26 protein-coding genes are annotated in these 26,143 nt (G+C 71.2%); 12 read left to right on the top strand and 14 right to left on the bottom strand.

The annotated features are described in order from the left end of the window. Positions 1–51 precede the first annotated feature (51 nt). A complete protein-coding gene (locus AB0M27_RS04030; RefSeq protein ID WP_365717661.1) occupies positions 52–669 on the bottom strand; it encodes a LysE family translocator in 618 nt (205 codons plus the stop codon). 82 nt (positions 670–751) lie between these two features. Between AB0M27_RS04030 and AB0M27_RS04025 the strand changes: the two genes are divergently transcribed. Beyond that, positions 752–1,204 carry an Lrp/AsnC family transcriptional regulator gene (locus tag AB0M27_RS04025; RefSeq protein WP_365717659.1) on the top strand — a complete coding sequence of 151 codons (453 nt, stop codon included), beginning with the start codon at positions 752–754 and terminating at the stop codon, positions 1,202–1,204. A gap of 98 nt (positions 1,205–1,302) precedes the next feature. Here AB0M27_RS04025 and AB0M27_RS04020 read toward each other — a convergent pair whose 3' ends face one another. Continuing rightward, complete coding sequence (locus AB0M27_RS04020) at positions 1,303–1,950, bottom strand: TetR family transcriptional regulator (RefSeq protein ID WP_365717657.1); 648 nt, start codon at positions 1,948–1,950, stop codon at positions 1,303–1,305. A gap of 200 nt (positions 1,951–2,150) precedes the next feature. On the opposite strand from AB0M27_RS04020, the gene AB0M27_RS04015 reads away from it, so the two are divergent. Together AB0M27_RS04015 and AB0M27_RS04010 are read left to right on the top strand one after the other, a co-directional pair. Beyond that, complete coding sequence (locus AB0M27_RS04015; RefSeq protein ID WP_365717655.1) at positions 2,151–2,825, top strand: VOC family protein; 675 nt, start codon at positions 2,151–2,153, stop codon at positions 2,823–2,825. A gap of 180 nt (positions 2,826–3,005) precedes the next feature. Next, positions 3,006–5,345, top strand: a complete 2,340-nt coding sequence (locus tag AB0M27_RS04010; RefSeq protein ID WP_365717653.1) for a serine/threonine-protein kinase — start codon at positions 3,006–3,008, stop codon at positions 5,343–5,345. A gap of 158 nt (positions 5,346–5,503) precedes the next feature. Here the strand turns inward: AB0M27_RS04010 and AB0M27_RS04005 are convergent, their stop codons facing one another. The 3 genes from AB0M27_RS04005 to AB0M27_RS03995 are packed head-to-tail and all read right to left on the bottom strand — an operon-like array spanning position 5,504 to position 7,844. Continuing rightward, positions 5,504–6,280 (bottom strand): enoyl-CoA hydratase/isomerase family protein, encoded by a 777-nt coding sequence (locus tag AB0M27_RS04005; protein ID WP_365717651.1) that lies wholly within the window; start codon positions 6,278–6,280, stop codon positions 5,504–5,506. Then, positions 6,277–6,687, bottom strand: coding sequence for an OB-fold domain-containing protein (locus tag AB0M27_RS04000; RefSeq protein ID WP_365717649.1), 411 nt, complete (start codon positions 6,685–6,687; stop codon positions 6,277–6,279). Before AB0M27_RS04000 ends, AB0M27_RS04005 begins: the two co-directional genes overlap by 4 nt. Positions 6,688–6,689: 2 nt before the next feature. Next, complete coding sequence (locus AB0M27_RS03995) at positions 6,690–7,844, bottom strand: lipid-transfer protein (RefSeq protein ID WP_365717647.1); 1,155 nt, start codon at positions 7,842–7,844, stop codon at positions 6,690–6,692. A gap of 97 nt (positions 7,845–7,941) precedes the next feature. Here AB0M27_RS03995 and AB0M27_RS03990 point away from each other — a divergent pair, with 97 nt between their 5' ends. Continuing rightward, a complete protein-coding gene (locus tag AB0M27_RS03990) occupies positions 7,942–9,567 on the top strand; it encodes a FadD3 family acyl-CoA ligase (protein ID WP_365717645.1) in 1,626 nt (541 codons plus the stop codon). Positions 9,568–10,315: 748 nt separating this feature from the next. Here the strand turns inward: AB0M27_RS03990 and AB0M27_RS03985 are convergent. The 3 genes from AB0M27_RS03985 to AB0M27_RS03975 are packed head-to-tail and all read right to left on the bottom strand — an operon-like array spanning position 10,316 to position 12,368. Then, positions 10,316–11,275, bottom strand: coding sequence for a hypothetical protein (locus AB0M27_RS03985; RefSeq protein WP_365717643.1), 960 nt, complete (start codon positions 11,273–11,275; stop codon positions 10,316–10,318). Between the two features lie 57 nt (positions 11,276–11,332). Continuing rightward, complete coding sequence (locus AB0M27_RS03980) at positions 11,333–11,536, bottom strand: DUF397 domain-containing protein (protein WP_365717641.1); 204 nt, start codon at positions 11,534–11,536, stop codon at positions 11,333–11,335. Further along, positions 11,517–12,368, bottom strand: a complete 852-nt coding sequence (locus tag AB0M27_RS03975) for a helix-turn-helix transcriptional regulator (RefSeq protein WP_365717639.1) — start codon at positions 12,366–12,368, stop codon at positions 11,517–11,519. The genes AB0M27_RS03980 and AB0M27_RS03975 overlap by 20 nt, the downstream gene beginning before the upstream one ends. Before the next feature lie 120 nt (positions 12,369–12,488). Between AB0M27_RS03975 and AB0M27_RS03970 the strand changes: the two genes are divergently transcribed. Next, a complete protein-coding gene (locus AB0M27_RS03970) occupies positions 12,489–13,106 on the top strand; it encodes an ATP-binding protein (protein ID WP_365717637.1) in 618 nt (205 codons plus the stop codon). A gap of 103 nt (positions 13,107–13,209) precedes the next feature. Here the strand turns inward: AB0M27_RS03970 and AB0M27_RS03965 are convergent, their stop codons facing one another. Further along, entirely contained in the window at positions 13,210–13,434 is a 225-nt protein-coding gene (locus AB0M27_RS03965; RefSeq protein WP_365717635.1) for a hypothetical protein, read from the bottom strand. A gap of 215 nt (positions 13,435–13,649) precedes the next feature. Next, positions 13,650–16,625, bottom strand: a complete 2,976-nt coding sequence (locus AB0M27_RS03960; protein WP_365717633.1) for a BTAD domain-containing putative transcriptional regulator — start codon at positions 16,623–16,625, stop codon at positions 13,650–13,652. A 192-nt stretch (positions 16,626–16,817) separates the two neighbouring features. Between AB0M27_RS03960 and AB0M27_RS03955 the strand changes: the two genes are divergently transcribed. The 6 genes from AB0M27_RS03955 to AB0M27_RS03930 all read left to right on the top strand — a co-directional run bounded on the left by AB0M27_RS03955 (position 16,818) and on the right by AB0M27_RS03930 (position 24,152). Then, positions 16,818–18,041 (top strand): amidohydrolase family protein, encoded by a 1,224-nt coding sequence (locus tag AB0M27_RS03955; protein WP_365717631.1) that lies wholly within the window; start codon positions 16,818–16,820, stop codon positions 18,039–18,041. Next, entirely contained in the window at positions 18,032–18,964 is a 933-nt protein-coding gene (locus AB0M27_RS03950; protein WP_365718174.1) for an LLM class F420-dependent oxidoreductase, read from the top strand. The genes AB0M27_RS03955 and AB0M27_RS03950 overlap by 10 nt, the downstream gene beginning before the upstream one ends. 10 nt (positions 18,965–18,974) lie before the next feature. Beyond that, positions 18,975–19,745, top strand: coding sequence for an SDR family oxidoreductase (locus tag AB0M27_RS03945; RefSeq protein WP_365717629.1), 771 nt, complete (start codon positions 18,975–18,977; stop codon positions 19,743–19,745). Between the two features lie 99 nt (positions 19,746–19,844). Then, positions 19,845–20,963, top strand: coding sequence for an LLM class flavin-dependent oxidoreductase (locus AB0M27_RS03940; protein WP_365717627.1), 1,119 nt, complete (start codon positions 19,845–19,847; stop codon positions 20,961–20,963). A 13-nt stretch (positions 20,964–20,976) separates the two neighbouring features. Beyond that, entirely contained in the window at positions 20,977–22,707 is a 1,731-nt protein-coding gene (locus AB0M27_RS03935) for a D-aminoacylase (protein WP_365717624.1), read from the top strand. Then, entirely contained in the window at positions 22,704–24,152 is a 1,449-nt protein-coding gene (locus tag AB0M27_RS03930; protein ID WP_365717622.1) for an aldehyde dehydrogenase family protein, read from the top strand. The genes AB0M27_RS03935 and AB0M27_RS03930 overlap by 4 nt, the downstream gene beginning before the upstream one ends. Positions 24,153–24,170: 18 nt before the next feature. Here AB0M27_RS03930 and AB0M27_RS03925 read toward each other — a convergent pair whose 3' ends face one another. The 4 genes from AB0M27_RS03925 to AB0M27_RS03910 form a co-directional block, all read right to left on the bottom strand. Next, entirely contained in the window at positions 24,171–24,491 is a 321-nt protein-coding gene (locus tag AB0M27_RS03925; RefSeq protein ID WP_365717620.1) for a type II toxin-antitoxin system PemK/MazF family toxin, read from the bottom strand. Further along, positions 24,467–24,721, bottom strand: coding sequence for a hypothetical protein (locus AB0M27_RS03920; RefSeq protein WP_365717618.1), 255 nt, complete (start codon positions 24,719–24,721; stop codon positions 24,467–24,469). The genes AB0M27_RS03925 and AB0M27_RS03920 overlap by 25 nt, the downstream gene beginning before the upstream one ends. Continuing rightward, positions 24,718–24,945 (bottom strand): hypothetical protein, encoded by a 228-nt coding sequence (locus AB0M27_RS03915; protein ID WP_365717616.1) that lies wholly within the window; start codon positions 24,943–24,945, stop codon positions 24,718–24,720. Before AB0M27_RS03915 ends, AB0M27_RS03920 begins: the two co-directional genes overlap by 4 nt. Before the next feature lie 235 nt (positions 24,946–25,180). Further along, complete coding sequence (locus tag AB0M27_RS03910; RefSeq protein ID WP_365717614.1) at positions 25,181–25,576, bottom strand: nitroreductase/quinone reductase family protein; 396 nt, start codon at positions 25,574–25,576, stop codon at positions 25,181–25,183. A 146-nt stretch (positions 25,577–25,722) separates the two neighbouring features. Here AB0M27_RS03910 and AB0M27_RS03905 point away from each other — a divergent pair, with 146 nt between their 5' ends. Continuing rightward, positions 25,723–26,133: a hypothetical protein gene (locus AB0M27_RS03905; RefSeq protein WP_365717612.1), complete on the top strand. Its 411-nt coding sequence runs from the start codon at positions 25,723–25,725 to the stop codon at positions 26,131–26,133. The last annotated feature ends 10 nt before the right edge of the window (positions 26,134–26,143 follow it).

Here is a 26,143-nt window from a genome sequence, read left to right as displayed (position 1 = left end):
CTCGACGGCCCTTCGTGGCGCCTCCTGGAGCGTCCCGCCCACCCGGCGGAGCTAAAGCGTGGCCAAGCGCTCAACCAGGAGAAACGCCCCGATCCCCAGCATCGCCGCCCCCGAAGTCCGCGTCACCGCCCGGGCCGCGGTCGGCCTCGCGGACAGCAGCGCACGCGACAACGCGCCGACGGTGAGGTAGACGGCCGCGCAGCAGGCCATGTGGAGCAGGCCGAGGGCCGCCGTCTGGACCGGGACGGGCAGGTGGGCGCCGCGCAGGGTGAGGAACTGGGGAAGGACGGAGAGGTAGAGCAGCAGGCCCTTGGGGTTGAGGCCGCTGATCGTGGCGCCGCGGAGGAAGAGGCGCCCGTCGGGGGAGGCCTCCTCCCGGGCCCCTGGTACCGCCGGGCGGCGCAGCACACCCAAGCCGAGCCACAGCAGGTATCCCGCGCCCGCCACCGTCAGGCCCGTCAGCAGCTTCGGCGAGCCCGCCACCAGGACCGCGAGGCCCGCCGTCGCCAGGGCCGTGTGCAGGGCATAGCCGCACACCAGACCGGCCACCGCGCGCGGCACCGAGCCGCGGCGCAGCGCCGCCGCGATCACATACGCCCAGTCGGCGCCCGGTACGCACACCAGCAGCAGGTCCACCGCGAGGAAGGAGAAGAGCAGTCCCGAGTCCATGCCGGGGACATTAGGCGTGAATGGCGCGAAAGTGTTCCCGAAGTTTGCTCGCTCCCGGCGACTCTGAGGGAAGATCTGCCTCATGGACGACATGGACCGGAAAATTCTTGCCGAGCTGCAGCAGGACGGACGGCTGACCGTGACCGAGCTGGCCGCCCGGGTGCGCCTCAGCGTCTCGCCCTGCCACCGTCGGCTGCGCGAGCTGGAGCGCTCCGGTGCCATCCAGGGCTACCGGGCGGTGGTGGACGCGGCGGCGCTCGGGCTGAACTTCGAGGCGCTGGTCTTCGTGTCCATGCGGCAGGAGGACCGGGACACGGTCGCCGAGTTCGAGCGGGCGGTCGGCGAGCTGGAGCACGTGCTCGACGCCCAGCGGCTGTTCGGCGAGCCCGACTATCTGCTCCGGGTCGCCACCGCCGACCTCGCGGCCTTCCAGCGGCTGTACGACGAGCGGCTGGCGACCCTGCCGGGAGTGCAGCGGCTGACGTCGACGCTGGTGATGAAGCACGTCGTCAAGGACCGTCCGCTGCCCGCATAACGGAGCAGGCGGCGGCTCACCGCGGGCGAAACGCGCGTGAACCACCGCCTGCCAGACAGGACTTGGGCAAGGGAAAGGGGATGTATCTCGGCCGCGTGTTACTTGCTCGGCTTCTTTCCGGTCACACCCAGGTGCACCAAAAGCGCCAGGTTCGGCTTGAGTTCGGCCTGTTTCACGCCCCAGGAAGAGAAACCCTTCTGGTGCGCCGCCACCGCCGCGAGCATCGCGACGAGCGAGCCGGCCACCGCCGCCGGGTTCACGTCCTTGTCGACCCTGCCCTTGGACTGCAACTCGGTGATGGATTCCGCGAGGGAGTTGTTCACCGAGTTCAGGATCTTCATGCGGATCTTGTAGAAGCGTTTGTCCCCCTCGGCCGCGCCGAGGTCGACGACCCGCAGGATCGCATCGTTCTTGCGCCAGAATTCCAGGAACCCGTCCACGAGTTCCTGGGCGGTCTGCCATCCCACCTTACCGGCCCAGGACCGCCCCTGGAGCAGTTCGGTCAATCCCGCGCCCTCGGCCGCCATTTGCTCGGCGATCTCCAGGACGGCGCCTTCGACGTCGGGGAAGTACTGGTAGAAGGTCGCGGGTGAAGTTCCCGCCTTCCGGGCGACATCGATGACCTTGACGTCCCGGTAGGGGGAGGAGCTGAGCATCTCGCTGAGGCAGTCGAGCAGCTTCTGCCGGGTCGCCTGCCCACGCCGGCCGGCCACTCGGCCGTCGACGGTACGCACTTGTCCTGTCATGCCGTCAGCTTACCGAGGGGTGATCGGAGCGCGATTCGGCCGACTGCAAATGGGGTGCAAGGGTGCTCTGAGCGTGGTGTGCCTGGTCTGCGCGGTGCGCGCGGCCCGGTTACTTTGACGGCATGGCCGAAAACAGGGCATCCGGGAATGAAGAGGCCGAAGAGGCAGTAGAGACATACGGGGAGGGTGTGCCTTGCTGGGTGGACGCCCAGCTCGCCGACGTCGAGGCGGGCAAGCGGTTCTACGGTGAGCTTTTCGGGTGGACCTTCGAGGACGCCTACGGCTCCTCGGTGTGGGCCCGGCTGGAGGGGGCGCTCGTCGCCTCGCTGGCACCCAAGATCGACGGCCGTATGCCCACCGTCTGGACGGTGTCCTTCGCCACCCCGGACGCGGAGGCCCTCGGCCGGCGGATCACCGCGGCCGGCGGACAGGTGGTCATGGCCCCGTTCCCGGTGGGCGACCTCGGGGTGGCCGCCCTCGCCACCGACCCCGATGGCGCGGTGTTCGCGCTGTGGCAGCCGGGCCGCCACCGCGGCTTCGAGCGGCGGCACGAGCCCGGCACCTTCGTCTGGGCCGAGCTCTACACCCGGGACACCGCCGCCGCCAACGACTTCTACGGCGGCCTCTTCCACGACGCCCTGTTCGGCACCGAAGCCGAGCCCGACTTCGGCCGCGCCGACGTCACCGACGTCTTCCCGGCCGAGATGCCCCCGCACTTCCTCACCCACTTCCGCGTCACCGACCTGGACGACGCCCTCGGGGCCGTACAGCGGCTCGGCGGCCGGGTGCAGGCACCACCCTTCGAGACGTCGTACGGACGAGTGGCCGTCGTCACCGACAATCAGGGGGCGTCGTTCGCACTGCTGCAGCGCTGATCCATCCGCTTTGGGATGGTAGGTACTGGGACACCCCGAATGTCACCGGGTTCGCAACCAGCCGCCCGGCCAGGAAGAATCTGGGGTGCGTGCCGCCATGGCGGTGCGGTGGTGAGACGCTGCACTTCGGTCGCGTACATATGGAGAGTGGCGCGGCTCGTACGGGGAGGTGGCAGGCAAGTGGTGGATCAGCTGACGCAGCACGATCCGCGGCGGATCGGGCCGTTCGAGGTGCTGGGCCGGCTGGGTGCCGGCGGCATGGGGCTGGTCTATCTCGCGCGCTCGGCGTCCGGCCGGCGCGTGGCGATCAAGACGGTGCGCACCGAGCTGGCCGAGGACCAGCTGTTCCGGGTCCGCTTCACCCGCGAGGTGGAGGCGGCCCGCGCGGTCTCCGGCTTCTACACGGCGGCCGTGGTCGACGCCGACCCGCGCGCCGCGGTGCCGTGGCTGGCGACCGCCTACGTCCCGGCGCCCTCGCTCGAGGAGATAGTGAACGACTGCGGGCCGCTCCCGGCCCAGGCCGTGCGCTGGCTCGCCGCGGGCGTGGCGGAAGCCCTCCAGTCCATCCATGGCGCGGGGCTGGTCCACCGCGACCTCAAGCCGTCCAACGTGCTCGTGGTCGAGGACGGCCCCCGGGTGATCGACTTCGGTATCGCGTCGGGCGTCTCGAACACGCGCCTGACCATGACCAACGTCGCCGTCGGCACCCCCGCCTACATGTCCCCCGAGCAGGCCAAGGACTCCCGCAGCGTGACCGGCGCCAGCGACGTCTTCTCGCTCGGCTCCATGCTGGTCTTCGCGGCCACCGGTCACCCGCCCTTCCACGGCGCCAACCCGGTCGAGACCGTCTTCATGCTGCTGCGCGAGGGCCCGGACCTCACCGGCCTGCCCGACGAGCTGCGCCCGCTCATCGAAGTCTGTATGCAGATGGAGGCCACCGCCCGGCCCACCCCGGCCGACCTCCAGGCCCAGCTCGCGCCCCATCTCTTCGGCTCCGGCTCCGACGACAGCGGCACCGCCTCCGCCTGGCTGCCCGAGAAGGCGGTCGCGCTCATCGAGGCCCGCCGCGGCGGCCGTCCCGCCGCCAAGCCCTCCCCGGCCCCGACCGGCGGCCCGAGGAGCGGCGGCCGCGCGGCCGTACCCCCGCCGCCCCCGTACGCCCCCCCGGCCCCCGTCCCCGTCGGCGCCCCCGACACCGGCCCGGTCCGGCTGGCCGGCGCCCAGGTGCCCATCGGCCCCGGCCCGCGCGTCGCCGACGCCCGCGCCGCCGCCGTCAAGGCGCCCCCGCCGGAGGCCGGCCTGGTCGCCAGCTGGTCCCGCCCGCGCCCCGGCGTCACCGGCCCCGACCCGAACGTCCCGCCCCTGCCGCCCCAGCCCCCGGAGACCGCGAGCGGCTGGCGGCCCTGGCGGTTCCGCATGTCCAACGAGGTCTGGGGCACCCCCGCCGTCGACGGCGACCTGGTCTACGTCACCTCCTTCGAGGTGCACGCCCTGGACGTGGCCAGCGGCCGCCGCCGCTTCAAGACGCGGGACGTCGCCTGGTCCATGGCCGTGGCCGACGGCCGCATCCTCGCCTCGGACGGCCCCACCCTGTTCGCCCTGGACGCCCGCGAGGGCGCCGACCTGTGGCGGCTGTCCACGGACGCCTGGGTGTACTCCCTGAACGCCGACCACGGCACGGTCGTCACCGGCACCCGCGGCGGCGGCGTCCAGGCCTGGGAGGCGTCGAACGGCCAGAAGCTGTGGGAGATCGCCGGCTGCCAGACCGACTTCGAGTCCCCGGAGGCCGGCCCACTCGTCCACGAGGGCACGGTCTACGTCTGGCAGGACGCCCGGCTGCGCGCCCTGGAGGCCCGCACCGGCGAGGAGCGCTGGTCCTACCCGGTCGGCGACGCGGCCTCCTGCGGCGGCGTGCCGGTCCGCCTGGCCCCCGCCCCCGACGGTTACGTGTACGTCTCCGCCGGCACCCGCGTCCTCGCCGTCGAGGCGGCGAGCGGCATGGTCCGCTGGCACTTCGAGGCGCCCGCGGTCTTCCTCAGCCCGCCGGCCTTCGCCCCGGGCCCGGCGGTGACGGGCGGCGGCATCTACCTGGCGGACTACCTGGGCACCGTCTACGCCCTCGACGCCACCGACGGCCGCGACCGCTGGCGCATCGCGACGGAGGCGCGTTCGTCGATCGAGCCGGTGCTGATCGCCGCCGGGCACGTCCACGTCGGCAGCGGCAAGGGCCTGTACACCCTGGACGCGGTCACCGGTACGCCCAAGTGGCGCTTCCAGGCGGGCGGCGACGTCGTGGGCGCTCCCGCCGTGGCGGAGGGCCGTATCCACTTCGGCTCGACGGACCACCTGCTCTACACGCTGAAGTCCGACGACGGCCGCCTGCGCTGGAAGCTGGCGACGGGCGGCGAGATCACGGGTTCGCCGGTCGTCAAGGACGGCGTGGTGTACGCGTGCAGCAAGGACCGGTGCGTGTACGCGCTGGACGCGGAGAAGGGGACGGGGACGGCTCGCACGGCGTGAGGGGGCGTACCGGGGAGGGTGCGACGGCCCGTACCGCGTGACGGGCGTGCAAGGGGTGAGCGACGGCCGTCGTACCGGTGTGTCACGGAAGGGCTCCGGACGGCGGCCGTCCCAGGGCTGACGCTACCTCGGGTGCGCGTCCCCCGCCATACGGTCACTCACCGTGTCCGCGGCTCGGTACGGCCCCTGTTCCGGAACAGCTCCGCCTGCCCTTCGACCGGCAGATTGCCGAGGGCGATGAGCGGCGGGGCCTGGGCGAACGCCTGAACCAGCGCTGCCTCCCTGGCCGCCCACAGCGCCCGCACGGTCCCCTGCACGCCCTCCGTCGGATACCCGGCGATGACGGAGGCACAGCGCACGGCCCCCGCCAACGCCCCACCCTCCTCGGTGACTTCGGACACGAGCCCGATCTCACGGGCCCGCCGAGCGGAGATCCGCTCGGCCGTCCCCATGAGCGCCATCCGGGCCACCTCCCCGTACGGCATCCGCGCCGCCATCAGCATCGACTCGTAGGCGCTGACCATGCCGTACGTCGTATGCGGATCGAAGAAGACGGCCGTCGGATCGGCGACGACGAACTCGCACTCGCCCAGCAGATAGAAGGCACCCCCGCAGGCCGTCCCGCGCACGGCGGCGACCACCGGCTTCCACAGGTCATTGGCCTTCGGCCCGGCGGTCAGCAACGGATCGTCCTGCATGTACGGCGACGAGGGCTGCGGCACGACGACGTCCCGGTCGATCCCGGTACAGAACGCCCGCTCCCCGCTCCCGGTGAGCACGACGGCCCGCACGGAGTCGTCGAACCGCAACGCCCTCCAGGTCTCGGTGAGTTCGCGAGCCATGTCCAGGTCGATGGCGTTGAGCCGGTGCGGCCGGTCCAGGGTGACCACGGCGACCCCGCTGTCCTTGTCGGCCTCGACCCGTACGGCGCTCACGCGAGCACCCACTGCGGCAGCCCGCCCTCACCGAAGACGACGTGCACCCGGGCGCCGATCCTCGGCCCTTGCGAACCAAGGGAGTTGAGGGCCGATCCGGCATGGGCGACCAGATTCCCGACCAGCCGGATCCGGGGACAGTCCTCCAACTCCACCACGACGACGTTGTACGGCGCCTGTTCGGCGTAATCGGGGAGGAGGGGCGGGTGCGGCACGACGTACGACCAGATCCGTCCTCGTCCGCTGGTGAGCCGCCACTCGCTCGCGAACGACTGGCAGTGCGGGCAGCAGGGGCGGGGTGGGAAGCGGGGTTCGTGGCAGTCGGCGCAGGCCTGGACGCGCAGTTCGCCACGGGCGGCGTACTCCCAGAAGGGGGCGCCGTCGGTGTCGGTGACGGGGGTCAGCATGATCAGCTCCTGAGCAGGAGAGCGGAGGTGGGCACGCCCTCGCCGGCCGTGACCAGGCAGGTGGCGGCGCCGGGCACCTGGGCGGTACTGGTGCCGCGCAGTTGCTTCACCCCTTCGTTGATGAGGTTGAAGCCGTGGACGTAGGCCTCGGAGAGCCCGCCCCCGCTGGTGTTGAGGGGCAGCCGCCCGCCGATCTCCAGGGCGCCCTGTTCGGTGAAGGCGCCCCCTTCCCCTCGCCCGCAGAAGCCGTAGCCCTCCAGCGAGAGCGGGACGAGCGGGGTGAACGCGTCGTAGATCTGCGCCACGTCGACGTCGTCCGGGGTGAAGTCGGCGTGCTTCCACAGATGCCGGGCGGCGGTCCAGGCGGGCCCGGTGAGGGGGTCGTCGGTCCAGTAGTTGACCATGCCGTGGTGCTGGGCGGGCAGCCCCTGGGCGGTGGAGTGGACGTACACGGGCTTGGTACGACAGTCCCGGGCACGCTCTTCGGACACCAGGACACAGGCCAGGGCCCCGTCCGTCTCCAGGCAGTTGTCGAAGAGACAGAGCGGCTCGCTGATCCATCGCGAGGTCATGTACATCTCGCGGGTCAGCGGCCGTTCGTACATCACGGCGGCCGGATTCTGGTTGGCGCGGTTGCGGCAGGCGAGGGCGATGTTGAAGAGGTGATCGCGGGTGGCGCCGTACTCGTGCATGTAGCGGCGGGTGAGCATGGCGATCTCGTCGGCGGGGCGCAGCAGCCCGAAGGGCCGGGTCCACTGGGCCGGGGTGGGCAGCTGGACGCGGGTGTTGGTCCACGGCCGCGGCCCGGACCCGCGCTTCCGCGACCGCCAGGCGACGCCGACGGTGGCCTGCCCGGAGGCGATGGCGGCGGCCAGATGCGCGACGGTGGCACAGGAACCACCGCCGCCGTACGGGACCTTGCTGAAGAAGGTCAGATCCCCGAACCCCACGGCCTTGGCGAGCTCGACCTCGTCGGTCTCCTCCATGGTGTAGGAGGCGAGTCCGTCGACCTCGCCGGGCGCGATCCCCGCGTCGTCGAGCGCGGCGAGCACGGCCCGGCAGGCGAGCGTCTTCTCGTCCTCCGAAAGGTGCTTGGCGAACGGGGTCTGCCCGATCCCGACGATGGCGGTGGCGTCCTTGATGCCGGTGACTGCCATGGCGTCCCCCTCACACACGACGACCTGACAGTGCGTCAGATTACAGCTAATCTGACGGACAGTCAGTAGTTTGGCGGCGCTGTGCAGGGGGCCTGTGATGAGTGACTGGGACACCATCGACACCATCCCTGATCTGGTCCGGTGGTCGGCCGAGCAGTACGCGGACACCGAGGCGGTGGTCGAGGGCCGTACCAGGATCACGTACGCCGAACTCGGCGCCCGTGTCGAGCGCGCGGCGGCGGCCTGCCTGGCGAGCGGTGTGGAGGTGGGCGACCGGGTCGCGGTCTGGGCCCCCAACTCCCTGGACTGGATCACGGCCGCCCTGGGCGCGGTCACGGCGGGCGCGGTCCTCGTCCCGCTCAACACCCGCTTCAAGGGCGCGGAGGCGGCGGACGTACTGCGCCGCAGCGGCGCCCGGATGCTGTTCGTGACGGGCACTTTCCTGGGCGCGTCGTATGTGGCGAGCCTGCGCCGGGCGGCGGGGGAGGGGGAGGGGGTGCCGGACGGCCGGGGCGCCGGCGCCGGCCCGCTGCCCGGACTGCCCGGACTGCGGGAGGTGGTGGTCCTGTCGGAGGACGCGCCACCGGACTTCCGCACGTGGAAGGACTTCCTGGCGGGAGGGGAGGGGGTGAGCGCGACCGAAGTGGTCGGGCGACGAGCGGAGTTGGCCGGCTCGGCACTGTCGGACATCATCTACACGTCGGGTACGACGGGCCGCCCCAAGGGGGCGATGATCACGCACACCCAGACCCTCCGGGCGTACGAGATCTGGGCGGACCTGGCCGGCTTGCGGACGGGTGACCGCTACTTGATCATCAACCCCTTCTTCCACACCTTCGGCTACAAGGCCGGGGTGATCGCCTGCCTGATGCGCGGGGCGACGATGATTCCGCAGCCGGTGTTCAACGTGGAGACGGCACTGGCGAACATCGCGTCGGAACGCATCTCGGTCCTGCCCGGCCCGCCCACGCTCCACCAGTCGCTGCTGGACCACCCGTCCCGAGACGCCCACGACCTCTCGGCGCTGCGCTTGGTGGTGACAGGAGCGGCCGTGGTCCCCTTGCGCTTGGTGGAACGCCTGCGCGCCGAACTGGGCGTGGACACGGTCCTCACGGCGTACGGCCTCTCGGAGGCGAGCGGCATCGTCACGATGTGCCGGCGCGGCGACGCCCCGTCGGTCATCGCCTCCACCTCCGGCCGGGCGATCCCGGGGACGGAGATACGCCTGGTGGACGCGACGGGCACACCGGTACCGCCCGGTGAGGCGGGCGAGATCCTGGTCCGCGGCTTCAACGTCATGCGCGGCTACTACGACGACACGGCGGCGACGGCCGAGACGATCTCCCCGGACGGCTGGCTGCACACGGGCGACGTGGGCGTCCTGGACGAGACGGGCAACCTGCGCATCACGGACCGCATCAAGGACATGTTCATCGTCGGCGGCTTCAACGCGTACCCGGCGGAGATAGAGCAACTGCTGGGCACCCACCCGGATGTGGCCGACGTGGCGGTGATCGGCGTACCCGACGCCCGCCTGGGCGAGGTCGCCAAGGCCTTCGTGCTCCGCCGCCCCGGCTCGATCCTCACCTCGGACGACCTGATCGCGTGGTCCCGCCGCGAGATGGCCAACTACAAGGTGCCGAGGTCGGTGGAGTTCGTGCCGGAACTCCCGCGGAACGCGAGCGGGAAGGTGGTGAAGGGCGTTTTGCGGGGGCGGGGGTGAGAGGGAGGCTGGACCGAGCCGGCGTCGATGGGGTGCCGTGGGGCCGCCCGCTTCTCGGCCAGTGTCGTGCTTCCACGAGCTGCGTCGAGGGCGCTACGCGTCGGCTCCGCCGATGGCCCTCCGGGCCACCCTTGACCCACCTCGCTCCAGCACGTGTGAGAAGCGAGCGGGCAGCCCGGGGAAGCGGTCGACTTACCGGTACCGGCCCCTTGGGTCGGCTGCGTTCGCGTCGTCGGCGGAGGGTGCGCGGTCGCGCCTGGCCTCCACGCCGGGTGGGCTCGGCGGCTTGCGGTGGGTGGGTGGGCGCCAGGGGTGGTCGGGCTGCCCGGTGGTTTGGCGGCTGTCGGCCATGGGTGGGCGGCGCGCTGGCTGATCGGTCCGCAGGGCCGGGTGGCGGCGTGCGGGCGGCAGAGCCGCGGGATGATGAGCAATTGGCAGACTTGGGCCGGCCGGGAGGGCTGACTGCCGTAGGCAGAGGAAGAGGAAGGCGCCCAAAGAATCCAATTTCTGCAGGCCCCACCTTCGGGGCCCTCAGACGCCAGGAGATCCCGCGTCGCCAAGCCGACCTTCGTGGGGTTGGGATCTGCACCCACTCACGGCAAGCCGCCAACCTCACCCGGCGTGCAGGCGAGGCGCGGCCGCGCCCGCCGGCCCCGGCCCAGAACGCAGCCGACCCCACGCCGCAAACCCCGCCAGGTCACCCGCCTTCCGGGCCGCTCGCTTCTCACTCGTGGAAGCACGACACGGGCTAAGAAGCGGGCGGCCCCCACGGCCACAGGGAATCGCCGGCCAGGGCAGCCAAGGTGGCCCTGATCTCCTCGACCATGTGCTCAGGGCATTGGAAGACGTCCTCGGCGCTGAAGCGGAGGAGGCTACGGATCTCCGGACACCTCAGGATCTGGTTGAAGCGGGCAACGTCCCTTCGATGGGCGTCACGAGTTCCGTGGTAGGCGTACCCCTCGATCTCCACCCCTAGCCCTGCGGCCCGGAACAGGAAGTCGACGACGCGGCGACTGCCGTCCGGGGTTCGTAGCTCGGCCTGGCTCTCGGGGTGCAGGTCGGCGTCGTACATGCGCAGTCGGGCGACGGTCTCGGCGGGTGAACCGGCGAGGGGGTCGGTCAGGCGCAGCCAGTTCCGGGCCCGGGCCGACCCCTGTAGCGTCGTCTCAAGCGCGGCCTCGATCTCGTCGTACCTGGTGAGTGGTGCGCGACGGACCCGCCCGACCCTGCGGTACGTCAGCGCCGAGTCCACGGAGACGATCGCCTCGTCCCTCGGACCGCGCCGGAGCAGGTCGGCGAGCGTGCGGGTCGGGTTGGTGAGCCGCAGCCCCTGCCGTTCCACCACGTCCCTCGTGCTGAGCGGCATCCGGTGTACGCGCACGCCGTCGCTCACACCACGGAGGACGAGCTGCGGGTCGATGAACTCCAGTGGTGCCTTGCGGCCACCCCCGAGCATCTCGATCCGCCAGAGGGCGGCCGCTGAACCGTGGCTCACGATCAGACGGGGTTCGCGGAGCAGCACGGCGCGGAGGTGAGTGAGCAGGTCCGGGTCCCGTCCCGGCTCGGCCCAAGCGCCCTGCCGCAGCCGGGTCCAGCCCTCTGCCCGCAGCGCACGTGTGAGGCTGCGCCGGGGCCAGCCGGCCTCCACGGCACGTGAGGTGAGGAGGACGCCCCGGTCCGCCAGCGCCCTCAGGTCCGTCCGCTCCACCTGGGCAAGATCGCAGAAACCTCGTACTGCCGCTTGCCCTGTGGATAACCAGGCGCGTCAGTCCTTCAGCGAGTCGAGAAACGCACCCCAGGCGAGGGGCGGGAAGAGGAGTACAGGCCCTTCCTGGGCCTTCTTCGAGTCGCGGACGGGGACTGCGCCGGGGTGAGCGTAGGAGACTTCGACGCAGTCGCCACCGCTTCCGTTGCTGTAGCTGCTCTTGCGCCACACGACTGTGCTCAGGTCAATCCCGGTGCTTGCCATCTCGGTAGTCCTCTGCCGCTTGTTCGACCATGGCCAGGGACGCCTCTGGCGGGAGTGCCGCGGCCCTGAGCAGATCGTACGACCTGCGGTAGTCCTTCACGAGCGCCGGATAGTCGATGAGTTGGCCATTGTGGAGCCCCTCGGTGTAGGCGACCGGCGGGGCATCCGGGAAGGTCATCACCTTCATCATGCCCATCATGAACGGGTGGGTGCTCGCCGTTTCCGAGAGGATCTGCAGAACACCCTGTGTCGAGCGGATCACGTGAGCGATGTGGTCCAGCTGTTCCGCCATCTCCGTTGGGGGCAGAAGCGGCTTGCGGACGAGGGATTCGTGCAGCACCGCCCAGAACGAGGGGCGCTCTTCACGTTCCCAGATCTCCGCGCGCTGCAGCCGGGCGCGGACCTGCTTGTCGACGGTCTCCGGCGGCAGCCAGGGCAGCGACGTGTGTACGACGGCCTCGGCATACGCCTGAGTTTGGACCAGCCCTGGCACCAGCATCGGCGCCCACTCCTCGATCGTCTCCGCGTGCTGCTCCATCTCCGCCACATCCGCGAAGTACTCCGCATGCCCCGACTGCCGTGCCCGGCGGGCGTCTTCACAGCGTCGCTCGAAAAACCCGTCCGTCCCCAGCACCTTGTCGACATGGCGAGCCAGATCCACCGGCATGCGCCGCTCACCTCGCTCGATCTGGCTCAGGAAGGGGACGCCCCGGAAGCTTCCCTCGGCCAGTTGTTCCAGGGTGAGGCCCGCCAGTTCCCGTCGATAGCGCAACTCGGCGCCGTAGAAGGAGGGGACGTTCGCCGAGGCGTCAGGGTCTTTGCGTGGGGGCACAACTCATCACCGCCGTTTGCCACTTGCGCTTGCGCAGCCGAAACCTCTTCAAAAGGTACCGACGGAGGCGCCACCGTGTGACTGTTTCGTCACAGAGAGCACAGGAAGGCGTACGCAACCGTGTCGTCCTCGAATCCCCCCGCCGGCCGCCCCGTCAACTCCACCTTCGACACCACCCTCTGCGTGGAAGACCTGCGCGACGCCCTCTCCGACCATGGCATCACCCTGCCCTCCCTCCGGGTGGACCTTCCGAGCTTCGCGGGCAGGTACCAGCCCCAGGCCGGCCTGGTCGCGCTCGGCAACTGCAACACGGCGACGGCACGCAAGCTGGTGAGGGCGCTGCGGAGTGAGAGCCGTAAGCCTAGCCGGTTGCCTCTGGACGTCGAGCTCGTCGCCGTACCGAAGGCGCTCCAGGGCCTGCGGCGCACCGTCCGCCGTTATCTGGGCACTCCCTGCGCCGACGTTCAGCTCTGCGTCACCGAACTCGTCACGAATGTCATCCGGCATGTGGGGGAGGGGAGCGTGGTCCGTGTGCGGGTGGCCCGGACCGACGGCGATCGCGTCCGCGTCGAGGTCACGGACCCGGCCGGGCAGGCTCTTCCCGTGTGCCTGCCCAGCGCGCCCGACGACGAGGCGGGGCGCGGCCTGGCCCTGCTGGATGCGGTGGCGTTGCACTGGAGCGTGGAGCAGGGGGTGGAGGGCAAGACGGTGTGGTGCGAGCTGGCGGGGGCGGAGTGAGCGACGGTTCGTGGCAGCGGGTCAGGGCATCGGTCCCGGACACGCGTCGGCCGCGACGGCTCCCCCTCGGTGCCGTCGCGGCCGGTCCCCCGTCGGTCTTTGATCAGGCGGGCTCGGACGTGATGTGGGTGTTGTCCGGAGTCACCGTGCCGTCGGCGGCCACCGCCTCGGCGTCGGTGATGTGGGTGTTGAGCGGCGTGACGCCGGTGCCGGCCTCGGCGTCGGTGATGTGGGTGTTGAGCGGCTTGACCTCGGTGCCGGCCTTGGCGTCGGTGATGTGCGTGTTGTCCGGCGTGACGACCGGCTCGTCCTTGGTGATGTCGCTCATCAGGTGCTCCCCTTGGAGATTGCGTTGTAGCTGTGGCGGGCCCATCCGGACACTCCCCCGAGTGTGGCCGGATGGGCCGCTGGAGTCGCCCACTCTAGATCGAGAGTGTGGCGGTCTCACCGGCTGGTCCGTCTGCCCCCCGACACGGCGGCCCGGTATCCATGAGACTGCCGCGGGGCGATAAACGATCGATGAACGCCGGGACAGCGCCCAGGTCAGGGAGCGGCGGCCGGAGCCAGGAGAGCCTGGACCTCCGCCGCCTCCGGGGAGTTCAGCCGTTCGTAGATCTCCAGGGCCTCGCGCCAGCAGACCTGGGCCCGGCCCGTGTGTCCGATCCCGTTCAGCGCCTTCCCGAGTACGGTCAGCACGTTGCCGCGCCGCCACTCGCCGCCGATCTCCCTGAGCGGGGTCAGGGCCATCTCGGCGTTGGCGGCGGCCCTGGCCGGTTGCTGGGCGAGCAGGTCCACTTCGGCGAGCCGGAAGAGGGTCATGCCTTCCCACAGCCGCTGCCTGCTGGCGCGGAAGGCGACCAGGGCCTGGTTCAGATGGGAGCTGGCATCGGCCAGTTGGCCGCTCTTGCCGAGGGCCAGCCCCAGGGCGTAGTGGCCGTTGGCCGCCTTCAGGGAGTGCCCCAGCTCCTCGTACATCTCGGTGCCCTGCCGCGCGAGATGCACTGCGCTGTCGGCCCGGTCGGTCTGCAGGTGAAGGCGTGAGAGATTGCACAGCGCCGCTGCTGCGCCGGAGAGGTCGCCGCAGGCGCGGAAGTCCGCGATGGCACGCTCCAGGAATTCCTCACCCTCGGCGTAACGGCTCTGGTAGTACGCGAAGACTCCGAGGATGTTCGCGGCCCAGCAGCACGGCAGCGGATCGTCGGCGGCCTCCGACAGGGCGAGCGCCTGTCGTGCCTCCTCATAGGCCTGGGTGAACTGCCCCGACCAGTGGCGTGCGTTGGCCAGTACCAGCGTGGCGCGGCCCTCGGCCCGTATGTCGGACGCGGCGTGCGAGGCGTCGCGCAGGGCCGCGCCGGCCGCCTCGTACTCCTTGAAGTTCGCCCCCGACTCCGCGAGGTCCACCGCTGCCCACAGCAGGTCGACGGCGCGCCGGAGCGAAGCCCCATTGGAGGACTGCCGTACACAAGCCAGAAGCGGTACGGCCTCGGAGTAGAGCCAGTCCCAGGCCGCGCGGCGGTCGACGAAGACCAGTCCGGACACGCTGGTCTTCTCCAGGTGGTCCACAAGACGATCGCCGGGCCGCTCGATCGCAAAAACCTCCGCCGCCGTAGCCAGGTAGAAGTCCAGCAACCGCGACATCGCAGCCTCCCGCTCGCTCGGCGGCTGTTCGTCCCGCTCCGCGCAGGCACGCGCGTAGAGCCGGACCAGGTCGTGGAAGCGGTAGCGTCCCGGCGCCGCCGACTCCAGCAGCGACGTGTCCACGAGGGACTCCAGCAGGTCCTCGGTCTCCTCCACGGGCAGGTCGAGGACAGCGGCCGCGGCGGCCAGGGAGATGTCCGGGCCGTCGGCCAGGCCCAGCAGGCGGAACGCCCGGGCCTGGGCCGGCTCCAGCTGGCCGTAGCCCAGCTCGAAGGTGGCCTTCACCGCCAGGTCGCCGGCCTGCAGTTCGTCCAGGCGGCGGCGTTCGTCCGCGAGCTTCGCCGCCAGGACCGAGACCGTCCACGTACGCCGGGCGGCGAGCCGGGACGCCGCGATGCGGATCGCCAGCGGGAGGAAACCGCACGCCGCCACCACGTCCAGCGCCGCCTCCCGCTCCGCCGCCACCCGCTCCTCGCCCACGATCTTGGTGAAGAGAGCAAGAGCCTCGTCGGGGGACATCACGTCCAGGTCCACCAGATGTGCGCCCGCCAGGTCGACCATGCGGACGCGGGAGGTCACCAGGGCCGCGCAGCCCTCCGTACCGGGCAGGAGCGGGCGTACCTGTGCCGCGTCCTTCGCGTTGTCCAGCAGCACCAGGACCCGGCGGCCGTCCAGGACCGAGCGGTAGAGCGCCGCCCGTTCGTCCAGGGAGTCCGGGATAGCCGAGTCCGCCGTGCCCAGGGCGCGCAGGAACGAACCCAGTACCGTCTCCGGCTCCGCCGGGCGGGGCCCCGCGCCCTGCAGGTCGACGTACAGCTGGCCGTCCGGGAAGGCGCCCCGCGCCCGGTGGGCGACATGGACCGCAAGGGTCGTCTTGCCGACGCCGCCGATGCCGGCCAGTGCCGACACCGCCATCACCCGGTCCCCGGCGTCCCGGGACTCCGAGGCCGAGGACAGCACTTCGCTCAGTTCGGTCACGAAGGACGCGCGGCCCGTGAAGTCGGGGACGGAGGCGGGGAGTTGGGCCGGGCGGACCGGGACCGCCGCCGTCTCCGCCGCCGGGGACGACGGTTCCGCCAGGGCCGGGTCCGCCTGCAGGATGCGTTGCTGGAGCTCGCGCAGCCCGGGCCGCGGATCCACCCCCAGCTCCTCGGCCAGCAGGCGGCGGGTGTCGGCGTAGACCGCCAGGGCCTCGGCCTGCCGGCCGCTGCGGTACAGGGCCAGCATCAGCAGCTCGCGCAGCCGCTCACGCAAGGGGTACGCGGCCGTCAGCGCAGTCAGCTCCGAGACCGCCTCCGCGTGGCAGCCCTGCTCCAGGTCCATGTCCAGGCGGGATTCGAGGAGGCCCAGGCGCCACTCCTCCAGGCGGACCCGCTGGGTCTCGGCGTACGGGCCGGGGACGCCGGCCAGGACCTCGCCGTCCCAGAGGGAGAGGGCCCGGTTCAGCAGGTCCCGGGCTCGGCACAGGTCGCCGGCGAACCGTGCCTTCTCCGCCTCCGCCGTCAGGGTCTGCGCCACCGCCAGGTCCAGGGCGCCCTCGCCCGGCACCCGCACCGCGTAACCGCCGGACTCGCTGAGCAGCACGCCGGGGGGAAGGATCTTGCGCAGGCGGGACGCGTACGTGCGGACCGCCGCCAGTGCCTGCGACGGGGGCTCGGCACCCCACAGCGCGTCGATCAGCTCCGCCGCCGTCGCCGTACGGCCCTCGCGCAGCAACAGGGCGGCGAGCAGGGCGCGCTGCTGGGGCGAGCCCATGCCGATCTGCTCCTCGCCGCGCCAGGCCCGCACCGGACCGAGCACGCCGAACCGCAGCGCCTCCTGCTCCGTGACAGTCACGGAGCCGGGACGCCGCTGCTCAGGCACTCGCGGCCCACCGTCCATGCGTTCGTCCCCCTCGGCATCACGAACAACCCCGTCAGTTTGCCTTGTTCCGGGCGGTTGCGTCAGCCGTGGGAGACACCGATCACAGGGGGGCGCGGTGCGGCACACAAACCTCTCACACCCTCTTTGCAAGCACCGCCGGTCACTCACTACTAGCTGACGGACCGTCAGATAAGCGCTACCGTGAAGGCCATGGAGACCACACAGTTCCCGCTGATCATCTCCGTCGACGACCACACCGTCGAGCCCGCCGGCGTCTGGCAGGACCGGCTGCCGAGGAAATACCGGGAGGCCGGGCCCCGGATCGTGCGCGCCCCACTGAAGGAGATGACCTTCCTCGGCGGGCGTTTCAAGCCCGTCATGGGCGAACCCGGCAGCACCGATGGGCCGCTCGGCGACTGGTGGGTCTATGAAGATCTGCGGCGGCCCCTCACCCGGCTCGACACCGCCGTCGGGTACAGCAGGGACGAGGTCAAGCTCGAAGTCATCACGTACGAGCAGATGCGGGTCGGGTCGTACGACGTGGCCGCCCGGCTCGCCGACATGGACGTCAACCATGTGCAGTCCGCCCTGTGTTTCCCCACCTTCCCGCGCTTTTGCGGGCAGACCTTCACCGAGGCCGCCGACAAGGAACTCGCCCTGCTGTGCGTGCGCGCCTACAACGACTGGACGGTGGAGGAGTGGTGCGGGGCGCAGGCGCACGGGCGGCTCATCCCGCTCACCCTCATACCCCTGTGGGACGCCGAGCTGGCCGCCGCGGAAGTACGGCGCAACGCCCGAAGAGGGGTACGGGCCGTCGCCTTCTCCGAGATACCGCCGCACCTCGGGCTGCCGTCCGTCCACACCGACGACTGGGACCCCTTCCTCGCCGCCTGCGACGAGACCGGCACGGTCGTCGCGATGCACATCGGCTCCAGCAGCCGTATGCCCTCCACCTCCGCCGACGCCCCACCGGCCGTCGGCTCCACCATCACCTTCGCCAACTGCTGCTTCTCGATGGTCGACTGGCTGATGAGCGGCAAGTTCGAGCGGTTTTCGAACCTCAAGGTCATGTATGCCGAAGGGCAGATCGGGTGGATTCCCTACATCCTTGAGCGCGCCGATGTGGTGTGGGAGGAGAACCGGGGGTGGGGCGGGGTCGCCGACAAGGTCACCCGGCCGCCGTCCGAGCTGTTCGCCGAGCACGTCTACGGCTGCTTCTTCGACGACGCCTTCGGCCTGCGGAACCTGGACGCCATCGGGGTCGGCAACGTCCTGTACGAGACCGACTACCCGCACTCCGACTCCACCTGGCCCAAGTCCCGCGAGGTCGGTGAGGCCCAGATGGGGCATCTGCCGGCGGACGTGGTCGAGCGGATCGTGCGCGGCAACGCCATCGAGCTGCTGGGGCTCACCCCGGAAGGGCTCTGGCGGTGAGCGCCCTGGCGTACGGCATCCAGCTGCCCGTCCAGGCGCAGAGCACCCTGTTCGCGGAAGGCTGGGAGGCCGGGGCCGGGCCGGAGGACCTGGTGGCCGTCGCGCGCGCCGTGGACCGGGCCGGGTTCGACTATCTCGCCGCCTGCGATCACGTGGGCGTCCCGCGCCGGCTCGCCCCCGCCATGAGCACGGTCTGGTACGACCCGGTCGCCACCCTCGCCCACCTCGCCGCCGTGACCGAGCGGGTGCGCCTGCTCAGCCATGTGGCGGTCGTGGGGCTGCGGCACCCGCTGCTCACCGCCAAGCAGTACGCCACCCTCGACCACCTCTCCGGCGGCCGGCTGGTCCTCGGCGTCGGGGCCGGGCACGTCCGGGAGGAGTTCGAGGTGCTCGGGGTGGACTTCGAGCGGCGGGGGGCCGTGCTGGACGAGGTGATCGACGCGCTGCGGGCCGCCCTGGGGGCGGAGGAGTTCCCCGAGCATCACGGGAAGACCTACGACTTCGAGGGGCTGGGACAGCGGCCCCGGCCCGCGCAGCCGTACGTCCCCCTCTGGGTCGGCGGCTCCTCGCCCGCCGCCGTACGCCGGGCCGCGCTGAAGGGGGACGGCTGGCTGCCGCAGGGGGATTCGCGGGACCGGCTGCCCGCGCAGATCGCGAAGCTCGAGCGCCTACGGGCCGAAGCCGGCATCGAGGGGCCTTTCACCGTCGGCGCGATCGCCGAGCCGCTGTACGTCGGGCGGGCCGGCTGGGAGGTCGGGCGGCGGACGCTCACGGGGACGCCGGAGGAGATCGCCGAGTCGCTGCGGGCGTACCCGGCGATGGGCGTGGACCAGATCCAGGTGCGGTTCCGTAGCCGGAGCCGGGCCGAACTCATCGAGCAGATCGGACTGTTCGGGGCGGAGGTCGCACCCCGGCTGAACTGAGGAGGACGCCATGGGCAAGCTGGACGGGCGGGTCGTCATCGTCACCGGGGCGGCACGCGGACAGGGCGAGCAGGAGGCGCGGCTCTTCCGGGCGGAGGGGGCGCGGGTCGTCGTCGCCGATGTGCTGGACGACCGGGGGGAGGCCCTGGCCAAGGAGATAGGCGCGATGTACGTCCATCTCGACGTCGGCACCGAGGAGGGCTGGCGGGAGGCCGTCGGGCTGGTCAAGGAGGCGTACGGGCACATCGACGGGCTGGTGAACAACGCCGGGATCCTGCGCTTCAACGCGCTCGTGGACACCCCGCTGGACGAGTTCATGCAGGTCGTGCAGGTGAACCAGGTTGGCTGCTTCCTGGGCATGAAGGCGGTGGCGCCCGAGATGGCCGACGGGGGGACCATCGTCAACACCGCCTCCTACACGGGCATGACCGGCATGGCGGCCGTGGGGACGTACGCCGCCACCAAGCACGCCGTGCTGGGGCTGACCCGGGTGGCCGCGCTGGAGCTGGCGGGCCGGGGCATCCGGGTCAACGCGATCTGTCCGGGCGCCATCGACACCCCGATGTCCAACCCGGCACGGCTCGACCCGGACGCCGACCCGGAGGAGATGAGCCGGGCCCTGGACGAGCTGTACCACAAGCTGGTGCCGCTCGGACGGGTCGGGCAGCCGGAGGAGGTGGCGCGGCTCGCGCTCTTCCTCACCTCGGCGGACTCCTCGTACATCACCGGGCAGCCGTTCGTGATCGACGGCGGATGGCTGGCCGGCGTCTCCGTCATCTGACTGGCCATCAGCTATTGACGGTGCCGGGGCTCGGTGCGACAGTCGGCCAACAGGATCGATCTGACGGTTCGTCAGAAAACTCGGGGAAGGTGAACCGCCTTGGAATTCGGGCTCTTTGTACAGGGATACGTGGGCAAGCGCGCCGAGACCGACCCGCTGGCCGAGCACAAGGCGCTGATGGAGGAGACCGAGTACGTCATCCAGGCGGACAAGTCCGGCTTCAAGTACGCCTGGGCCTCCGAGCACCACTTCCTGGAGGAGTACTCGCACCTGTCCGCCAACGACGTCTTCCTGGGATATCTGGCGCACGCGACGGAGCGGATCCATCTGGGGTCGGGGATCTTCAACCCCCTCGCCCAGGTCAACCACCCCGTGAAGGTCGCCGAGAAGGTCGCCATGCTGGACCACCTCAGCGAGGGGCGCTTCGAGTTCGGCAGTGGGCGGGGCGCCGGCAGCCACGAGATCCTCGGGTTTCTGCCGGGGATCACCGATATGAACTACACCAAGGAGATCTGGGAAGAGACCATCGCCGAGTTCCCGAAGATGTGGCTCCAGGACGAGTACGTCGGCTTCCAGGGCAAGCACTGGCAGCTGCCGCCGCGGAAGGTCCTGCCGAAGCCGTACGGGAAGTCTCACCCGGCGATGTGGTACGCGGCCGGATCCCCGCCGTCGTACGCCATGGCCGCGAAGAAGGGGCTCGGCGTGCTCGGCTTCAGCATCCAGAAGGTGTCCGACATGGAGTGGGTGCTGGAGCAGTACAAGACCGCGGTCGTGAACGCCGAGCCGGTCGGGGATTTCGTCAACGACAACGTGATGGTGACGACCACCGCGATCTGCGCGCCGACGCACGCCGAGGCGATCGAGATCGCGGTGAACGGGGGGCTGCACTATCTGCCCTCGCTGGTGTTCCGGTACCACGACACGTTCCCCCGGCCGGAGGGGTTCCCTGTCTGGCCGGAGACGCTTCCCCAGTACACGCCGGAGTTCGTGGAGCTGCTCGTGGAGGAGGAGCTGCTCATCTGCGGTGACCCCGACGAGGTGCTGCGGCAGTGCAAGCGGTGGGAGCAGGCGGGCGCCGATCAGCTGAGCTTCGGGTTGCCGGTGGGGGTGCCGAAGGAGGAGACGCTGCAGACGATCCGGCTGATCGGGGAGCACGTGATTCCCAAGATCGACACGGATCCGGTTCATCGGACGTCCAGGTTCCGTCAGGCCGTCTGAGGGGGTTCCGGGCATGTTGGACCATCTCATCAAGGGCGCCACCGTCGTCGATGGCACGGGCGCGCCCGCGTTCACCGCCGACGTCGGCATACGCGACGGGCGGATCGCCGTCGTCGGCACCGCCACCGAGGAGGCCCGGACCACGGAGGACGCCGCCGGCCTCGTCCTCGCCCCCGGTTTCGTCGACCCCCACACCCACTACGACGCCCAGCTCTTCTGGGACCCGTACGCCACGCCCTCCCTCAACCACGGCGTGACGACCGTCGCCGCCGGGAACTGCGGGTTCACCCTCGCCCCCCTGAACCCCGCTCGCCCCGAGGACGCCGACTACACGCGCCGGATGATGTCCAAGGTGGAGGGGATGTCCCTGGTGGCGTTGGAGGAGGGAGCGCCCTGGAGCTGGCATTCCTTCGGGGAGTACCTGGATGCCCTCGACGGCCGGATCGCCGTCAACACGGGGTTCATGGTGGGGCACTGCGCGGTGCGACGGCACGTCATGGGGCCGGCGGCGGTCGGGGGGCAGCCGAGCGAGGAGCAGCTCGCTGCGATGCTGCGGCTGCTGCACGAGGCCATGGACGCGGGGGCCTGGGGGCTGTCCACCACGCAGTCCGGTACGCACTCGGACGGGGACGGGCAGCCGGTCGCGTCCCGGCATGCGAGGCCGGCGGAGCTGCTGGCGCTGTCGAAGGCCGTCGGCGAGCACGAGGGGACGCAGATCGAGGCGATCGTCGCCGGCTGTCTGGATCAGTTCAGCGACGACGAGATCGATCTGCTGGTGGAGATGAGCGCGGTCGCCGGGCGGCCCCTCAACTGGAACGTGCTCACCGTCGACGCGGCCGTTCCGGAGCGGGTGCCACGGCAGCTGAGCGCGAGCGAGCGGGCCCGGAAGGCGGGTGGGCGGGTGGTGGCGCTCACCATGCCGATCCTCACCCCGATGAACATGTCCCTGGGCACGTTCTGCGCGCTCAACCTCATCCCGGGCTGGGGGCCGATTCTCGGGCTGCCCGTGCCGGAGCGGATCGCCAGGCTCCGGGACCCCGCCGTCCGGGCGGAGATGCTGCGGCGGGCCCGGTCGAAGGAGGCGGGCGTCTTCCGGCGGCTGGCGAACTTCGGGCGGTACGTCATCGGGGACACCTACAGCGAGGCCAACCGGGGGCTCCCGGGAAGGGTCGTACGGGACATCGCCGAGGAGCGGGGGCAGGACCCGTTCGCCTGCCTGGTGGAGATCTGCGCCGAGGACGAACTGCGTACGGTGCTGTGGCCGATGCCGACCGACAACGACCCCGCCTCCTGGGCGCTGCGCGCGGAAACCTGGCAGCACGAGGACGTGCTGCTCGGCGGCTCCGACGCGGGCGCGCATCTGGACCGGATGTGCGGGGCGCCGTACACCACCCGGTTCCTCGGGGACTGTCTGCGCGGCCGCGGGCTGGTCGGGCTGGAGCAGGCCGTGAAGATGCTGACCGACGACCCGGCCCGGCTCTTCGGGCTGCGGGAGCGGGGACAGGTGCGGGAGGGCTGGCATGCGGACCTCGTCCTCTTCGACCCGGAGCGCATCGACGCCGGCCAGGCCCGCCTGGTGCACGACCTGCCGGGTGACAGTCCTCGCCTGGACTCCCGGGCGATCGGGGTGCGGGCCGTGTGGGTCAACGGGGTCGAGGCGATCCGGGACGACGTGGTGACCGGGGCCGTACCGGGGAAGGTGCTGCGGTCCGGCACCGACACGCGGACGGTGAGTACGCGGTGAAGGGGCAGCGGCTGTTCGTCGGCGGGGAGTGGGTGGAGCCGGACGGCGGACACTACCCGGTGATCGACCCGGCCACCGAGGAGACCGTGGGCTGGGCGCCGGAGGCCTCGCCGGAGCAGGTGCGGGCGGCCTGCGCGGCGGCCCGGGAGGCGTTCGGGGCGTGGTCGCGGACCCGGCCGGAGGAGCGGGCGGCGGTGCTGGGCCGGGCGGCCGGCGTGATCCGTGACCGGATGGAGCCGTACACCGAGCTGGCCCGCGCGGAGACCGGCGCGACCACGGGGACCGCCCGGGCGATGCAGGTCGGAGTGGCCGCCGCCCGGTTCCGGCGGTACGCGAGCGTGGAGTGCGCCGAGTGGGCGATCGCACCGCAGATCAACGAGGCCGGGCCGATGGGGCGGGCCGCGGTGATGGGGGCCTTGGCGGTACGGCAGCCCGTCGGGGTCGTCACCTGCATCACCTCCTACAACAACCCGTGGGCCAACCCGGCCGGCAAGGTCGCGCCGGCGCTGGCCATGGGCAACACGGTGGTCGTGAAGCCGGCCCCGCAGGATCCGCTGTCCGTCTACCGGATGGCCGAGGCCCTGGAGGCGGCCGGAGCTCCGCCGGGGGTGGTGAACGTCGTGTCCGGGCGTTCCACGGACGTGGGTGAGGCCGCCGTGGCGTCCCCCGACGTCGACATGGTCAGCTTCACCGGCTCCACGGCCGTCGGCCGGCGGATCGCCGAGGTGTGCGGGCGGGACATGAAACGCCAGCTCATGGAGCTGGGCGGGAAAGGCGCGGCGGTCGTCTTCGACGACGCGGACGTGGGCTCCGCCGTCGCCGGTATCGGTACCACCTTCTCCTTCTACAGCGGGCAGATCTGCACGGCACCGACCCGGGTGCTGGCCCAGCGCGGGGTGTACGAGCGGCTGGTAGAGCAACTTGCCGGTTACGCACGGCGGTTGAAGGTCGGAGATCCACGGGAGGCGGACACGGTCGTCGGGCCGGTGATCTCGGCGGAGCACCGGGCGCGGGTCGAGTCGTACGTCGAACTCGGGCGGAAGGAGGGCGCGTCGGTGGTCGTGGGCGGCGAACGGAAGCCGCTGGAGCGCGGTTTCTACGTCCGGCCCACCCTCCTCGCCGACTGCGCCAACGACATGCGGGTGGCCCGGGAGGAGATCTTCGGGCCGGTCGTCGTGGTCGTCCCGTTCGACGACGAGGAGGAGGGGATCGCCCTTGCCAACGACTCCGAGTACGGGCTCGTCGACTACGTCTGGTCCGGCGACGTGGCCCGGGCCTTCCGGGTGGCCCGGCAGCTGCGGGCCGGCGGGGTCGGCATCAACACCGTCGGCCGCAACATGGAGGCCCCGTTCGGGGGCTTCAAGAAGAGCGGGGTGGGCCGGGACGTCGGCACCTACGCGCTGCACGCGTACAGCGAGGTGCAGGCGATCGTGTGGCCGGGGTGAGGTTACGGTTCCGGGTGCCTACAGATCGAACACGGCTCTGAGCCCGATCTCGACGGCTTCCAAGACGCGCTCGTCCACCGGCCCCAGGTCCTGGGCGAAGCGGGGCTCGGGCAGCGTGCGGAACTCGCCGAGGACGATGGTGCCGGTCGAGGGCGCGGTGACGGGGATGTCGACGAGGGTGGGCTCGCGCACTTGCTGCGGGTAGATCAGCACGCAGGTGGCGCACTTGTTCTGCGTGTTCAGACCGTCGGACGAGATCACCAGGACGTGCGCGGGGCCACCAGTGACCGTCACTTCGTAGACGTGACCGCGCTTCACCGGCCCGCCATCCGTGCCCACCGCTGCAGGGTCTCCTCCTCGCTCTCACCCGGCTCGGCGACCGTCGTCACGATCCCAGCCTCAGCGCGTAGTTGCGCGGACCGTTCCAGTTCCTCGGCGAGCATCTGGCGGCGCAGTATCCGAGTGGTGTAGGCGGACGCGTTGCCCTTGGCCTTTACGAAGGCGGCCACGTCGTCCGGCAGGCTCATCGTCATGTTGACCGTCATGCCCCTCATCATACTCGCGATCATGCCAGCAGTGTGAAGGGCTGCTCCGGCGAGTGGGTCTGTGACCTCGGCGGCCAGAACAGCCGGCAGGCCTGACCCCAGCCTTCCGGGTGCGGCTGGTCGTGCCGGTCGGGGCACCACAGGAGCTGGACGAGGTCTGTGCCGTCGGGGAAACGGATCTCCGGGAAGTCCCGGGCGTTCAGCTGGGCCACCGCGACCATCCGTACGGTGTACGGCCGGCCGCCCACGTGCTTGTGGTCGGCGCACTCCGGGCCACGGCTCGGCGGCCGGCCGGCACAGGGGGCCGCCGATGTGGCTGTCGCGCGGGCCGGGAGTGCGGCGGCGCGGACGGAGCCGGACGGCCGTGCGGGCGTGGGGCAGCAACTCCGGGAAGCCACAGGCGGGTTCGATGACGGAGGGGGCGGCGGTGAGCTTCACGCCCGCAATCTCCCCTGTGCTCCCCGCCCACGGTCGGCTCGGTTCTCACGCCTCCAGGTCCACCCGGACCGTCAGCAAGTCCGTGCCGAACGCCCGGACCGCCGTGCTGTTGAAGAAGGGCAGGGCGCGCAGGCGGGCCACCGGGTCGTCGTCGGGGAGGAGGTGGGCGGTGCCGTGGTGCCAGCGGCCGGCGAGGCGGACGCGGACCCTCGGGTCGGCCTGGATGTTGCGGACGTACTGGGACTTGTAGCCGAACTCAGAGACCAGCCAGAAGGAGTCGCCGACCTTGCGGCCGCCCACCGGGGTCTGCCGGGGCAGGCCGGAACTGCGGCCCGTCGTCTCCAGGAGGGTCTGGAACGGCAGCCTCCGGTTGAGCGGGTTGGCGATGCGCCGTTGGAAGGCGGTCACCACGCGGTGCTTGCGGTCTGCGGGGGCTGACATAGGGGTCGCTCTCCTGGTCCGACGGCACGGTGCCGTGGCGGGGATGGTGTGTCGGCTCGGTGCGGGGCGTGTGATCCCCGAACGTTTCGCCGGTTGTCGCGTGTTAGCCTCCCGCGCAGTTGTGATCATTTCAACGGGGGAGCCTGATGGGCGCGTCTTCGGACGGCTACACGGTCAAGTCCGGGATGTCCGGACAGGCGAAGGATCTGGACGCCGCGGGCGACGACGCGGGCAAGATCCGCGAGGCGATCCAGCCCGGCATGTGCTACGTGGACGACGCGCTCGGCGGCCCGGACGCCGCCGCGGCGTTCAACGCGTACGCCGCCGCCTGGGAGGCGGAGGTCAAGGCCCTGGAATCGGCGCTGCACGAACTGGCCGACAAGGTACGGCTGTCGAAGGGGGCGTACGCCGGCAGCGACGGCCTGGTCGACACCAGCGTCCGCAGCGTGCGGGTCGGCGACGGCTCCCTCAGCACCCTGCCCGCCCCGGCCGGTGACGGCTACGTCTCCACCATGCCCGCCCGCGGCACCCGCCCGTCGGCGCTGGCCGACTACTGAGGGAGCGGCG

It is taken from the genome of Streptomyces sp. NPDC052107 (genome assembly GCF_040680215.1).
Classification (GTDB): domain Bacteria; phylum Actinomycetota; class Actinomycetes; order Streptomycetales; family Streptomycetaceae; genus Streptomyces.
This window is presented reverse-complemented; position numbering and strand designations above follow the sequence as displayed.